Source organism: Lacimicrobium alkaliphilum, from assembly GCF_002591895.1.
GTDB lineage: Bacteria > Pseudomonadota > Gammaproteobacteria > Enterobacterales > Alteromonadaceae > Lacimicrobium > Lacimicrobium alkaliphilum.
On sequence record NZ_NISX01000021.1, the window covers coordinates 1 to 13,466 of the forward strand.

Annotated in this window: 12 protein-coding genes; 2 read left to right on the forward strand and 10 right to left on the reverse strand. The window is 49.0% G+C overall.

What is annotated here, in order from left to right:
- Window positions 1–130 precede the first annotated feature (130 nt).
- From CDA54_RS16695 to CDA54_RS16725, 7 genes are all read right to left on the reverse strand, one after another.
- Window positions 131–967 (reverse strand): DUF2971 domain-containing protein, encoded by an 837-nt coding sequence (locus CDA54_RS16695; RefSeq protein WP_099036185.1) that lies wholly within the window; start codon window positions 965–967, stop codon window positions 131–133.
- A 169-nt stretch (window positions 968–1,136) separates the two neighbouring features.
- The gene (locus CDA54_RS16700) at window positions 1,137–1,430 is read right to left on the reverse strand and encodes a type II toxin-antitoxin system RelE/ParE family toxin (protein WP_099036186.1); all 294 of its coding nucleotides are present in this window, start codon (window positions 1,428–1,430) and stop codon (window positions 1,137–1,139) included.
- Window positions 1,431–1,434: 4 nt separating this feature from the next.
- Entirely contained in the window at window positions 1,435–1,704 is a 270-nt protein-coding gene (locus CDA54_RS16705; protein WP_099036187.1) for a type II toxin-antitoxin system Phd/YefM family antitoxin, read from the reverse strand.
- Between the two features lie 173 nt (window positions 1,705–1,877).
- On the reverse strand, window positions 1,878–2,168 hold the full coding sequence (locus CDA54_RS16710; protein ID WP_099036188.1) for a type II toxin-antitoxin system RelE/ParE family toxin: 291 nt from the start codon (window positions 2,166–2,168) through the stop codon (window positions 1,878–1,880).
- Entirely contained in the window at window positions 2,156–2,428 is a 273-nt protein-coding gene (locus CDA54_RS16715; RefSeq protein ID WP_099036189.1) for a CopG family ribbon-helix-helix protein, read from the reverse strand. The genes CDA54_RS16710 and CDA54_RS16715 overlap by 13 nt, the downstream gene beginning before the upstream one ends.
- Window positions 2,429–2,634: 206 nt before the next feature.
- Window positions 2,635–3,561, reverse strand: a complete 927-nt coding sequence (locus CDA54_RS16720) for an electron transfer flavoprotein subunit alpha/FixB family protein (RefSeq protein ID WP_099036190.1) — start codon at window positions 3,559–3,561, stop codon at window positions 2,635–2,637.
- A gap of 1 nt (window position 3,562) precedes the next feature.
- Window positions 3,563–4,312, reverse strand: coding sequence for an electron transfer flavoprotein subunit beta/FixA family protein (locus CDA54_RS16725; protein WP_099036191.1), 750 nt, complete (start codon window positions 4,310–4,312; stop codon window positions 3,563–3,565).
- Between the two features lie 202 nt (window positions 4,313–4,514).
- Here CDA54_RS16725 and CDA54_RS16730 point away from each other — a divergent pair, with 202 nt between their 5' ends.
- Together CDA54_RS16730 and CDA54_RS16735 are read left to right on the forward strand one after the other, a co-directional pair.
- Window positions 4,515–6,155 (forward strand): electron transfer flavoprotein-ubiquinone oxidoreductase, encoded by a 1,641-nt coding sequence (locus tag CDA54_RS16730; RefSeq protein ID WP_229748184.1) that lies wholly within the window; start codon window positions 4,515–4,517, stop codon window positions 6,153–6,155.
- A 526-nt stretch (window positions 6,156–6,681) separates the two neighbouring features.
- On the forward strand, window positions 6,682–9,201 hold the full coding sequence (locus tag CDA54_RS16735) for an EAL domain-containing protein (protein WP_099036193.1): 2,520 nt from the start codon (window positions 6,682–6,684) through the stop codon (window positions 9,199–9,201).
- 38 nt (window positions 9,202–9,239) lie between these two features.
- Here the strand turns inward: CDA54_RS16735 and CDA54_RS16740 are convergent, their stop codons facing one another.
- The 3 genes from CDA54_RS16740 to truB all read right to left on the reverse strand — a co-directional run bounded on the left by CDA54_RS16740 (window position 9,240) and on the right by truB (window position 13,434).
- Window positions 9,240–11,402 (reverse strand): S46 family peptidase, encoded by a 2,163-nt coding sequence (locus tag CDA54_RS16740; RefSeq protein ID WP_099036249.1) that lies wholly within the window; start codon window positions 11,400–11,402, stop codon window positions 9,240–9,242.
- Window positions 11,403–11,586: 184 nt separating this feature from the next.
- Complete coding sequence (rpsO, locus tag CDA54_RS16745; protein WP_099036194.1) at window positions 11,587–11,856, reverse strand: 30S ribosomal protein S15; 270 nt, start codon at window positions 11,854–11,856, stop codon at window positions 11,587–11,589.
- A gap of 648 nt (window positions 11,857–12,504) precedes the next feature.
- Entirely contained in the window at window positions 12,505–13,434 is a 930-nt protein-coding gene (truB, locus tag CDA54_RS16750) for a tRNA pseudouridine(55) synthase TruB (RefSeq protein WP_099036195.1), read from the reverse strand.
- Window positions 13,435–13,466: the final 32 nt, after the last annotated feature.

The window sequence follows — 13,466 nt, forward strand, 5'->3', positions numbered from 1 at the left end:
GGCGGTGATCGCCGGACGCTTACCTGCTGGGAAATGAATGGGGTGAAATAGTCAAAAGCGTAAAGATAAAAACCGCCTAATGGCCCGCTTGTGCCAGTTTCAATCGTTTTATGTATGACCCTTTTTATTATTAATCTATACCAAAAGCACTTTCGTTTAGCTTCGAATGACGCAATTTAACATGTTTCATTTCAGGGTTTTTCTTTATGAGCGTGATCACTTCGTCTACATCGCTAGAATTTGAACGGGCTCCGAATGTTACAGAAACAATAGCCTCCGCTGGAATCTCGAACATGCTCATAAATCTCGGATTATTAACAATAGGTAGCCTATTGATTGGCTGCTTCAATCCTTTTGAAGTAAAAGATAACGTTCGGTTATTTCTGTCAATCGTGTTCAGGTATACATCAGCGATACATTTATTTTTTTCAGCTTCAATAGCAAGACTCTCATCATCACAAATGTACATCCAGTATTTACACGTGTATAAGTTGCTAACAACAATTCGCTGTTCTTCCTCATAATTCCAGTCAATGGACTTATAGAGGTATGGCATAAACATTTTGTCGTCTTCATATTTCTGAAGTCTATCGACTCGATATACTACATTCTGCGCTAGTTCTTGGTCTTCATTCTTACCAAAGGCATTTTTCAGTTTTCTATTGTTTTCATCGACCTCAACAACTACCCCTTTGTGTTCATCTGCATAGTGTGACCACATCAAGATATTGTCAGGCCTGTAAGTTAAGGAAACAATGCCCATAGTATTAAGATTTAGCTTTGTAACCAGATCCAATAAGTCCTCAAAGCTCTGGTCATCAACCGGATGGTTGTTATGACGACAAGCTTCTTCAAGCCAAGTTCTAGACGGCAGTACTTCGAAAGGGTCATTTAAGGCACATCTCTGTGTTGCCCTAACCAGAAAGTTAGCGAAAAACTCCTTTCTTAATGGCATGTATTTATACAAGTGACACTCCTTTACCTCAGTGGGAATTATTAGTCTATCCGGTGGCCGCTTTACCTACTCACCAAGAAAAGGGAGCTATACAAATTCGCCCTATCAATCAATACTATATTTCTGCAGTTTGCGCGCACGGGGTCAAATTTCAAGAGGCCAGAATTATTTAAACATTCCTCTAAACCATATGCTTTACAGGATCCATTCGCTGGTGAAGTACTCTGATGATTGTTATGCCGTGGGGCTGCTTCACGTAATAGATAATATGGCTGTGGAAAGGAAAGCTGAGTAACCCTTCCCGGATACTGTCCCGCATCACTCCTAAGTCAGCGTTATCAGCAAGAATCTGCGACCTTGCTTCCAGCTCGCTGATATATTCACCAGCCTGTACATGCCCCCATCGCGCCAGCGTATAATCGACAATGCTTTCCAGTTCCTGTTCTGCTTTACTGGTAAATTTGTAAACAGGCATTGAACTATACGGTGCCTTGGGAAATCCGCTTTCTCAGCCTATCGACTACGGCTGTGCCACTGGCGACCTTGCCGGATTCTAAGTCACTGATGCCTTCCTGTATGGCAGCTTTTAATCGCTCTTCTTTGAGGGCTTTTAGCTGCTCATACTCAGCAACAGATAACACCACCGCAATGGGTTTACCATTTTTGTTGATGCCGACGGGTTCACGCTGAACCTTTATCAGTAACTCACCAAATTCACGCTTGGCATCACTGGCATTCAGGATGTCCATGGCTGCCCCTGTCTGAAGATAAAATGACCATATTGATTAATTTAATCGTTTTGTTCATTTTCTGTCAATGATTCCGGGAGAAAACCATGGGGTGATTGTGCAAGCGGCAAAGCAGTGCGCTGAGAAGGCACAGGCTAAAGCCTTGCGTTTTCCATAACCTGCCTCCCAAAGTCTTAGTACCCTGCTTCTTTTTGATGTCTGACGGCAAGAATGGTTGCGGTTTCACCATCAAAACGATACATCACGACATAACCGCTACTGCCGAAATCAATCAGCCACTCCCGAAAGGCAGGATCCATTTCTTCTACAGGGCGCCCTGAATGCGGCTGGTGTGCAAGTATTTTCACTCCTGCACGTATTGCTTTAATGGCCCGGCGGGCCGCATCTTCATCTCTGAAAACAAGGAAATGATAGAGTCGCTGTACATCAGCGAGCGCTGACGGCGACCAAATCAGGCGTGGCACTCAGGTTGCTCTGCATCTTCGCCTGCTTCAAGCTTGTCCAGCCAGGCGTCGGCTTCTTCTGATGTCAGGTGCAGGCCGTTTTCCTGATAGGCTTCCCAGGCGCGTAATGCATCCTGCCTGAAAGATTCCCTTTTTTCTTCCCGCTCGACATAATCACGTATCGCTTCGCGCATGATCCAATGCGCTGAACGATGTCGGGCTTCAGCCAGGTGCTGGATCCGGCTTTTCAGTTCATCATCCAATTTTATCGATGTCGCCATGTTGTCACCTCAGGCATTAAAAGGTACTACCTCTGAATACCATACCACAAAATTTCCTGCGTACCAGCGAAGGGCCGGGAAAAACCGGATTGAGTCAGCTACTTCACTGCCTCAACAGGAAAGCAGAACGGTGGGGCTAACAATAAAAAACGCCGTATCGGCAGAGCCCATACGGCGTTTTCTATGTAAGATGTAAAAAGGCTGAGTTACAGCGCTTTTTCCAGCTCCGGCAGTACTTCAAATAAATCCCCTACCAGACCGTAGTCGGCCACCTGGAAGATAGGTGCTTCTTCGTCTTTGTTGATGGCAACGATAATCTTGGAGTCTTTCATACCCGCCAGATGCTGAATGGCACCGGAGATGCCTACTGCGATATACAGATCCGGAGCAACAATTTTACCCGTCTGCCCCACCTGCATATCATTAGGTACAAAACCGGCATCTACGGCAGCGCGGGAGGCGCCAATGGCAGCCCCGAGTTTATCAGCAATGCCTTCGAGCAGTTTAAAGTTATCGCCGTTTTGCATACCACGGCCACCGGATATCACCACAGAAGCTGCGGTGAGTTCTGGACGCTCCGATTCAGTCAGCTCGGCGCCAACATATTCGCTAAGGGTATTCTCTTTAACCGTATCCAGGTTATCGATGCTTGCTGCATCCTGCTCACCGGCGGCATCAAAGGCACTGGTGCGCACGGTAATCACCTTGATGGCATCCTCAGTCTGTACGGTGGCGATGGCGTTACCGGCATAGATCGGCCGTACAAAGGTATCGGCACTCTCCACTTTGATAATGTCGGAGATCTGCGACACATCTAACAGCGCCGCCACACGGGGCATAAAGTTTTTCGCGGTGGTGGTAGCTGCCGCCAGAATATGGCTGTAGTCCTTACCCACTTCGGCTACCAGCTCGGCGGTATTTTCCGCCAGCTGATAGGCATACGCTGCGTTGTCGGCCAGCATCACGTTTTTCACGCCTGCAATTTTTGCAGCCTGTTCGGCTATCGCCTGGCAATTTTCACCGGCCACCAGCAGGTGTAAGTCATCGCCAATCTGGCTGGCAGCATTAATCAGCTTAAGGTTTTCAGGCTTAAGGTGTTCGTTGTCATGTTCTACGTAAACCAGAATTGCCATATTAAATCACCTTCGCTTCGTTTTTCAGTTTATCCACCAGCTCGGCCACATCGGCCACCTTAACACCGCCCTGACGGGCCGCAGGCGGCTCTACCTTAAGGGTTTTAACCTTGCTCTGGGTATCCAGGCCAAAGTCAGCCAGGGCTTTCACATCCAGCGGCTTACGCTTGGCTTTCATAATATTGGGTAAAGAGGCATAGCGGGGTTCGTTTAAGCGCAGGTCGGTGGTGACCACTGCTGGCAGGCTCAGGCCAACGGTTTGCAGACCGCCGTCTATTTCACGGGTTACTTTGACCTTGTCGCCATCCAGTTCCACTTTGGAGGCAAAGGTGCCCTGGCCCATATTGCATAGCGCCGCCAGCATCTGGCCGGTCTGGTTATTGTCAGAATCGATAGACTGTTTACCCAGAATAATCAGCTGTGGCTGTTCTTCTTCCACCACCTTTTGCAGTACCTTAGCTACCTGTAATGACTCCAGTGCTTCGTCCGTTTCGATATGAATACCGCGATCGGCTCCCAGTGCCAGCGCCGTGCGAATTTGCTCCTGGCAGGCCTTGGTACCAATAGATACCACTACCACTTCCTCAGCCTTACCCTGCTCTTTGAGGCGCACTGCCTCTTCTACAGCGATTTCACAAAAGGGGTTGATGGCCATCTTGGCATTAGTGAGGTCCACACCGGAATTATCTGCTTTTACACGCACCTTGACGTTATAATCTATGGCGCGTTTTACTGGCACTAGTATTTTCATTCTGCCGCCTTGTTTGATGATTTGTAGGGTACCGAGGGTACAGGAATACGCCTGAATCGTTGGCGCTCAATGTACTTACTGTTGACGTAAACGTCAACCGACACTAGCCTATGCCAGCGTGCAGTTTGATTTACGTCAATTTAAACATTCTGCTAACTGTGGTTAACTTACCTTATTTTAAGCAATTTTAGGAGCGTGACAGGTGGAAAGAGAATCGATGGAGTTTGACGTCGTTATTGTAGGTGCAGGGCCCGCCGGACTTGCCACCGCCTGTCGCCTGGCCCAACTGGCGCAGGAAAAACAGCAGGAGCTGATGATCTGCGTGGTGGAAAAAGGCTCCGAAGTGGGCGCCCATATTCTCTCTGGCGCCGTGCTGGAAACCCGCGCACTGTATGAACTCTTCCCCGACTGGGAGGATAAAGGTGCACCATTGACCACCAAAGTCAGCGACGACCATATTTATTTGCTTAAAAATGAACAAAAAGCCAGCAAACTGCCCGGCTTTATGGTGCCCAAAACCATGCATAATGAGGGCAATTATATTGTCAGCATGGGCAATGTGTGTCGCTGGCTGGCGGAGCAGGCAGAACAGCTGGGCGTTGAAATCTTCCCCGGTTTTGCCGCAGCGGAGCTGATTGTTGAAGAGAATAAGGTGGCCGGTGTACTGACCGGTGATATGGGTGTGGATGCCAAAGGCGAGCACAAAGACAGTTATATGCCGGGTATGGAGCTGCGCGCCAAATACACAGTGTTTGCCGAGGGCTGCCGTGGCCACCTGGGCAAGCAGCTGATTGAAAAGTTCGAACTGGATAAGGGCAAGTCGCCGCAGCATTACGCCATCGGCTTTAAGGAAATATGGGATGTTCCGGCTGAGCAACATCAGGAAGGCCTGGTCGTGCACAGTGCCGGCTGGCCACTGAGTGAAGCCAGCGGTGGCGGCTATCTCTATCATGCCGAGAATAATCAGATTCTGGTGGGCCTGATTGTCGACCTGAATTATAAAAATCCTTACTTAAGCCCCTTTGATGAATTCCAGCGCCTCAAGCATCACCCGGTTTACGCACAATACCTTAAAGGTGGTAAACGGGTATCTTATGGGGCCAGAGCCATCAGTAAAGGCGGCTTTAACTCGCTGCCGAAGATGACCTTCCCGGGCGGGTTGTTGCTGGGCTGTGATGCCGGCACCCTTAACTTTGCCAAAATCAAAGGCAACCATACTGCGATGAAGTCGGGTCTGCTGGCCGCTGAGAGCCTGTTTGAGGCGCTGGGTCAGGATAAAAAAGGAGAAGAGCTGACTGACTTCAGCCGCCGCTTTGAAGATTCCTGGCTGTACGACGAGTTGTACCGTTCACGCAACTTCGGCCCGGCCATCCATAAATACGGCACCTTCTGGGGCGGGGCCTTTAATACCCTGGACCAGAACTGGTTTGGCGGCAAGCTGCCGGTCAACCTTAAAGACGAGCACCCCGATCACGAACAACTGCTGCCCAAAGAACAGTGCCAGAAAATCAGCTACGCTAAGCCCGACGGTGAGTTGAGTTTTGACAAACTGTCATCGGTGTTCCTGTCTAATACCAATCACGAGGAAGACCAGCCCTGCCATCTGCAACTGATTGATGAAAGCGTGCCTATAAAGGTTAACCTGGCCAAATATGATGAGCCAGCCCGGCTGTATTGCCCGGCCGGGGTGTATGAAATCATCGAGGAAGGTGACGGGCCTAAACTGCAGATCAATGCCCAGAACTGTGTGCATTGTAAAACCTGTGATATCAAAGACCCGACTCAGAATATCCGCTGGGTAGTGCCCGAGGGGGCCGGTGGCCCCAATTACCCGAATATGTAATTGTCGTCGTGCCGCCATATTCCGGCACTGGCCCTGAGAAACAGAATGGCAGGATACTGCCATTCTCGTTATTTAACCTGATACTGAACCATTTGACGCACAAGCCTGATTAAGCCAGGCCTGTACAAAGAGGTAAAATGAAGCATTATTTACCCTTGCTGTTCTCCCTGATGTTTGCCTTATTTGGCAATGGCAGGCCCAATTAAAATACTGGGGAGTTGAGATGTTGCTTAATCCGTTCGAACTGGAGTTCGATGAGTTGATGGATTTGAACATGAAGGAAGAGTCTGGCAACCCGGATTACCCGAACAAATAACCTGCCAATACATTGCTGGCGCACAAGGCGTGCGTTTGAACCGGGCCTGAACAGGCTGATTTATTAACCCCTGATATCCGCCACCCCATTTTGGGTAATTATTCGTCCAATCGGCATATTTACCCTTACTACCTTTGCGCTGGATCAAGCCCGGCTGATATTCCACTGCTAGAATGCGGGCTGTTGTTAGCCGATAAAGCAGTATCTTATATGGCAGACGCCCTTTTCTCCCAGTCAGCCCCCAAAGCCTATGAACCGAGCGTGGCACAGCTTGCCAACCGTGAACTGGTGACCTGCAGCCCGGATACACCACTGCGTCAGGCCGCAGAAGTGATGCACCAGCATCAGGTCAGTTGCATTCTGATTCGTCAGGAAGCTCAAATCATCGGAATCTGGACCGAAGCCGATGCCAGAAAACTGGATTATCAATCAGTACAAAGCTTTTCTCAGCCTATCGCCAGAGTGATGAACCATCCGGTTATCTCCATTGATGAAAGCATGAGCCTGACAGAAGCCGCCAGCCTGATGCTTAAAAAGCGGATCCGTCGTCTGTTGGTAATGGATAACCATAAACAGCCTTTAGGCATGCTGACCCAATCCGATATCGTACGTCAGCAGCGCATTGAATTCTTCCTGCGCCTGCGTGATGTGGGCTCCAGCATTACCCGTCTGCCACTTAAACTCTGTGCAGAAATGCCACTGGCCGAGGCAGCCAAAGCCTTACGGCAACATGAAAGCGACGCAGCAATTGTAGAATTCGATGATGCCTCTGCCGGTATTATCACTGAGCGTGATTTGATTCGGGTAATCGCTGAAAACAGTGCCAATGTGACGCTGGGTGAACGCTGCCACCGCCCGTTACTGACGGTACATAAAACCTGCAGCCTGTTGCAGGCGGTGGATAAGCTTAAAGAGCGAAATATCCGCCATCTGGCGGTATGCAATGATGAGGAGCAATTCTGTGGGTTGTTGTCCTTCAGCGATATCCTCGCCAATGTCGAATACGCCTATATTGACCAGTTGAAAAAGGCCCTGCATGACCGGGATTCTGCCTTACGCACCTCAACGGGTTATCTGCGCCTGGCACAACAGGTTATCGATGTATCCATGGATGCCATTATGATCACCAGCCCCGACGGGGTGATTGAATCGGTCAATCCCAGTTTTTCTCAGGTGACCGGCTACGATGCGGTAGAGGCCATTGGTCAGACCCCTAAGCTACTCAGTTCAGGCATGCACGACAAAGGCTTTTACCACAAGATGTGGCAGGCACTGCTCGAACGTGGCCACTGGCAGGGCGAGATATGGAATAAACGCAAGAACGGCGATCTCTACCCGCAGTGGTTGTCTGTAACCGCTATTCGCGATGAGAAAAAACAAATCACTCAGTTTGCCGCCATTTTCAGTGATATCACTGAACGCAAAAACCAGGAGCGTAAGATCCATCAACTGGCCTATGTGGATGAACTCACCGGCCTGGCCAACCGGAGGCTGTTTCTGGACAGACTGCAACTGAGTATCGCCAATGCCCATCGCCATCATCATAAAATGGCGGTACTGTTTCTGGATCTGGACTTATTTAAACGGATCAATGACACCCTCGGCCACCAGGCTGGCGACCAGGCTCTTAAAGAGGTGGCGCACCGACTGAACGCAACAGTGCGCGAGGGTGAATCGGTGGCCCGCTTAGGTGGCGATGAGTTTACGATTCTGGTGCCTGAGATTGAAGAATGTAAAGCTTTGCAGGCTTTGGCAAAGCGCCTGGTGAGCCAGTTTGATCAACCCATCAGGCTTAAAGGACAGGATTTCTTCCTCACTACCAGCATCGGTATCAGCCTTTATCCGCAAGATGGAGAGAACGCTGAACAACTGATCAAACATGCAGATCTGGCCATGTATGAAGCAAAAAGCGCCGGGCGCAACCAATATTGCTTTTATCAGTCCAGCACCGGGCAACAAACTGCTGATGAGCTGAAGATGGAACAAGCATTGCGCCATGCTCTGCAACAACGCCAGCTCGGTGTTCACTATCAGCCCAAGGTTCGACTCAATCACAATACAATTATTGGATTCGAAGCCCTGGTTCGCTGGCAGCATCCTACATTTGGAAACGTTCCACCAGATAGCTTTATCCCTCTGGCAGAGAAACTCGGACTGATCAGTGCTTTAAGTGAACAGGTACTGGATACAGTGTGTGAGGATATAAATAGCCACGGACTGCTGGGTTTACCGGTTTCAGTAAACGTATCGGTGTCACAACTCACCGATCCGGGATTTTGCCGTCGCCTTTGCCGGCAACTCAAACAGTACAACGTCAGCACGCACAGGATTGAACTGGAGCTGACCGAAAGCTGTTTGATTCCCGAACAGGCCGAAGCCACCATGAGGCTGTTAACCGAACTGCGCAAGCAAGGTTTCAGACTCTCTATCGATGATTTTGGTACCGGTTATTCCTCTTTATCTTATCTGCGCCGGCTGCCCATTGACACATTAAAAATTGATCGCAGCTTTATCAGCGAGCTGCCAGACAATGAAGAAGACAGCCAAATTGCTCTGGCTATACTGGCGATGGCCAGAGCGCTTGGCCTTGAAGTGATTGCCGAAGGGATCGAAACAGCTGTGCAGCAAGATTTTTTGCTCAATGCAGGATGCCAGACTGGCCAGGGTTATTTGTTTTCCCGGCCGGTGCCAGTAACAGAGTTGGATGTCACCGAGGATATCCTGGTATAAAAAAGGGGCGAAACGCCCCTTCTCATTGCTTCTGATAGCTACTCTACAACCGTCATTTCCTGAATCAGATTATCAGCACCGTCTATCTTGTCCATCACCCACAGCATATAGGGGCTGGAAACATGAATACCACGATTCAGTGCAGGATCGTAATCCCAGTCACCGATAATTGATTCATATACACCGTCAAATACCAGCCCGACAAACTCACCCTTACCATTTAAGGTCGGAGAGCCACTATTTCCACCGGTAATATCCAGCGTACTCAGGTAATTAATCTGTACGGAGTCGAGCTTTTCATCACGGTATTTACCGTAATCTTCAGATTTGATCGCCTTTCGCAATGACTCAGGCAAGTCAAACTCATCATCACCCGGTACATATTTCGCCAGCATGCCTTCGGCGGTGGTAAAGGGTACTGCCACCATACCATCTTTGGGAGAATAGCCTTTTACCTTGCCATAAGTGATCCGCAGTGAGCTATTGGCATCAGCATAAACCTGCTGTTGCCGACTCTGTTTATAGGCAATCAGTGCAGACATATACTGCGGACGAATGCGCTGGAATTCTCCCGACAGTTCTTTATCCTGCTTTTCCTGCTGCATATCATGCTCAAACTGGCTGACGGCAAACTGAATATAGGGGTCATCGCTGGCTTTAAATTCTGCTACCGATTTTTCCATCCAGGCCAGACGCTGTGCTTCGTCGTCCAGCTTTGTGTTGGCATGCATCTGGTCGAGCTTCGCGGCAATCGCCTGCTTATCAAAGCCGTTTTCCAGCCCCATAAACTGATCAAAGACTGCGACCCGTTCGGCTTGTTCAAGCTGAGCATAGCGTTCGATGAAATGCATCAGAACCGCCTTGTCTACCTGCGCATCATAACGGCGATTCACCCGCTGCATAGCCTGAGTAAAACGGGTCATATCACGCTGCTGATAGCCGGGTTCACGCTTCATATCCGTTTTTTGTCTTTCATGGGCCAGACGATACAATTTTTTGGCAACGCCCCACAATGATGTGCGGCCCATATAACCGATTAACAAATCGCGTTGCTGATTCTGCTGGCTTTTTTGCACCAGTTCCTTCAACTGACTCAGGGCCTGACCATACTGTTTCTGCATGTCCGGATTGGCCGCCAGCCATTTACTGAAATCCTGTTCCAGTTGTTGTTTGCGGGAAAGCATATCGCCTTTGTGAAAGCTCTCGATCATAGAGCCATAGTTCTTGGCATAGTTGGCTAATCCGGCAATGGTGCTTTCGTATTTAATCCGCGCATCGCTTCCCTCAGGAGCCACCGATTTGATCATATCGATATAGGCTTCACGGTATTCTTTTGCGGTGGGATAAACCCAGTTAAACTGATTTTCCACTTCTGCTGCAGTACGATACCGATTCGTACTGCCCGGATACCCCAGCACCATCACATAATCATTTTCCTGAACACCAGATGCATTTACTTTCAAAAAAGAGTCTGATGAATAGGGAACATTGTCTTCGCTGTAATCTGCTGACTGACCATCCGGCCCTACATAGGCACGGTAAAAGGCCCAGTCACCGGTATGCCGTGGCCACATCCAGTTGTCGGTATCGCCACCAAACTTACCAATGCTTGAAGGCGGCGCATACACCAGGCGCACATCACGGATAGCCATTTGTTTAATCAGAAAGTAGCTTTTGCCGCCATGAAAACTATACACTTCACAGCGGTAATCCTGACTGACTTCGCAATCAGCCACCAGTTGCTTTTGTTTATCTTCAATCGCCTGATAATAGTTCTGACCTTTGGCATCATCCGGAACTGCATTTTTTATCTCATCTGTGACTTCTGTCAGTGACTGCGTAACATAAATACGGCTGCCCGGCGCGGCGGCAATTTCTTCTGACATGTCGCGGGCCACAAAACCATTTTCGAGCAGGTTATTGTCTTCGCTGGAGTTGTACTGGATTGAACCATAAGCGCAGTGGTGATTTGTTACCGCCAGACCTTTGGGTGAAACAAAAGATGCAGTACACCCCCCAAGACTGATGATCGCATTCATGGGGAAACTGGACAGATCGGTCATTTTATCAGGGTCGAGCTGTAGTCCTGCTGCTTTAAGTTGCGGGGCAATTTCCGGCAACTGGTGAGGTTGCCACATCCCTTCTGCGGCCATCAGCGTGCTGCTGGTCAGCAGTAATGCCGCCAGACTGGTTGTTTTCATCATAAAGTTTTCCTGTAGTATTATTGCTGTTTTATGCAACCTTATAACAATTACCACTCGCAGCAAATAGCCACAGAGATAGCATTTTTCTAAGATTTTAAAACAATGTAACCGATAAATTACAGTTTCTTACAGGCATAAAAAAAGGCACCAAAAGGTGCCTTTTCTGCGTCTGGAATACGTCTTAGCGACGCAGACCCAAACGCTTGATCAGATCCAGATAACGGTTCTGATCTTTGTTCTTCAGGTAATCCAGCATGCTACGACGCTGGCTGACCATGCGCAACAGACCACGACGTGAGTGGTGATCTTTCTTATGGTCTTTAAAGTGACCTTGCAGCTTGTTGATATTGTGTGTCAACAGCGCAACCTGCACTTCCGGTGATCCTGTATCACCTTCTTTTACACCGTATTCGGCGATTAGATCTGCAGTTTCTTGTTTAGTTAGTGACATACTATTCTCCTGGTATTTCTAGAGTAAAGACCTGCCGATCACTAATTCAGCGGGTCGAAAAGAGCGCGTATTATAGCGATGTGGTTGCGAATATCAAGGCGGGCGCATGCGAATTATGAACATAAGGGCGCTGGATTTCCGCCAAAAGCGCGCGGGAAAGACGTTCGGTCATGCCCGAATGCCGTTATCGGGTATCCAGCAGCCTTTGAATAGCCAAATTCGCCACCTCAGCGTTGGGTCATCAAAGATGCTGGACAAGTCCAGTGACCTTTAAGAAAGGCAAAATTAACCACGGAGACACAGAGGTACTAACGTCGGTAAAGAATCCCTTTCGTGTCTTTCGTGTGGTTCGTGGTAAAAAAGCCCTCAACCACGAAAAACACTAAAATCGCGAACAAATAACACTCTCTCGCAGAGGCGCTGAGACGCAGGGGCCTTATAGCACCAGTTCCTTTGCATCTTTGCGAGATCGAATTTATTCGACAAATATCCTTGGTCAGTCCAATAAATTGGACCCTACATAATATTGCTTTTCTCTGTGCTCTCTGTGTCTCTGTGGTAAGTTTTCTTTTCGTGCTTTTAGGGTCTTGTCCCGGATTCCGCTTCGCTGCATCCGGGCTACTCCAATGATGAATTCAGCACTCATCACTAATACACCACCAGGCGTTTTGGAGCGACGCGGCCGGGGCTTTCTATTTCACCAACACCCAGAAACAGCTTATCTTCGCTATAGGTGCGTACTTGCCCGGTAAGGTCTGCTGTTGGCGCTTCTACAGGGTTTCCATTTTGGAAGTACACCAGTTTCGCTGCAGGCACTGTGACCGCCGGTACGTTTATCAACGCCGTTTCCATCGGCAATAGCAGGTTATCCAGTTGCTGCCAGTCATTCAGCTCTTTGCATTTAAGGTCTTCTGCCTGCTTATTAAGCGCATCAAGAGGGAGCATTTTGTGTGCCGGATAATCAGCCACTGCACTACGATGTAGCCTGGTTACATAAGCACCACATCCCAGTATCTGCCCCAGATCGTCAACCAGCGAACGTATATAGGTGCCTTTACTGCAATGCACCAGCATGTCCACGAACTCACCATCAAAGGCTGTAACCTCAATGCTGAATATATTGATGTCCCGGGCTTCACGGGGCACCTCTATGCCCTGACGGGCATAATGATATAGGGGTTTTCCCTGGTATTTGAGGGCTGAGAACATAGAAGGAACCTGTTTACTGGCCCCTTTAAACTGTTGTACCGCCTGACGCAACTGTACTTCGCTGACGTCCACCGGCTTTTGCTCTACCACTTCGCCATCGGCGTCTGATGTAGTGGTGCGAATACCCAGTTTCGCCGTTACGCTATATTGTTTATCGGCATTGAGCAGAAACTGACTGAATTTAGTAGCCTCGCCAAGACAAATAGGCAACATACCACTGGCCAGTGGATCCAGTGCCCCGGTATGGCCCGCTTTGGCAGCGCCGAAAACTCTTTTTACCTGTTGCAAGGCATGGTTTGAGGATACCCCCAGGTCTTTATCCAACAGAAAAATGCCGTGCACATCACGGCCTTTACGACGTTTTGCCACAGTTAAAGCACCATATAGTTTGAAAAACGAAC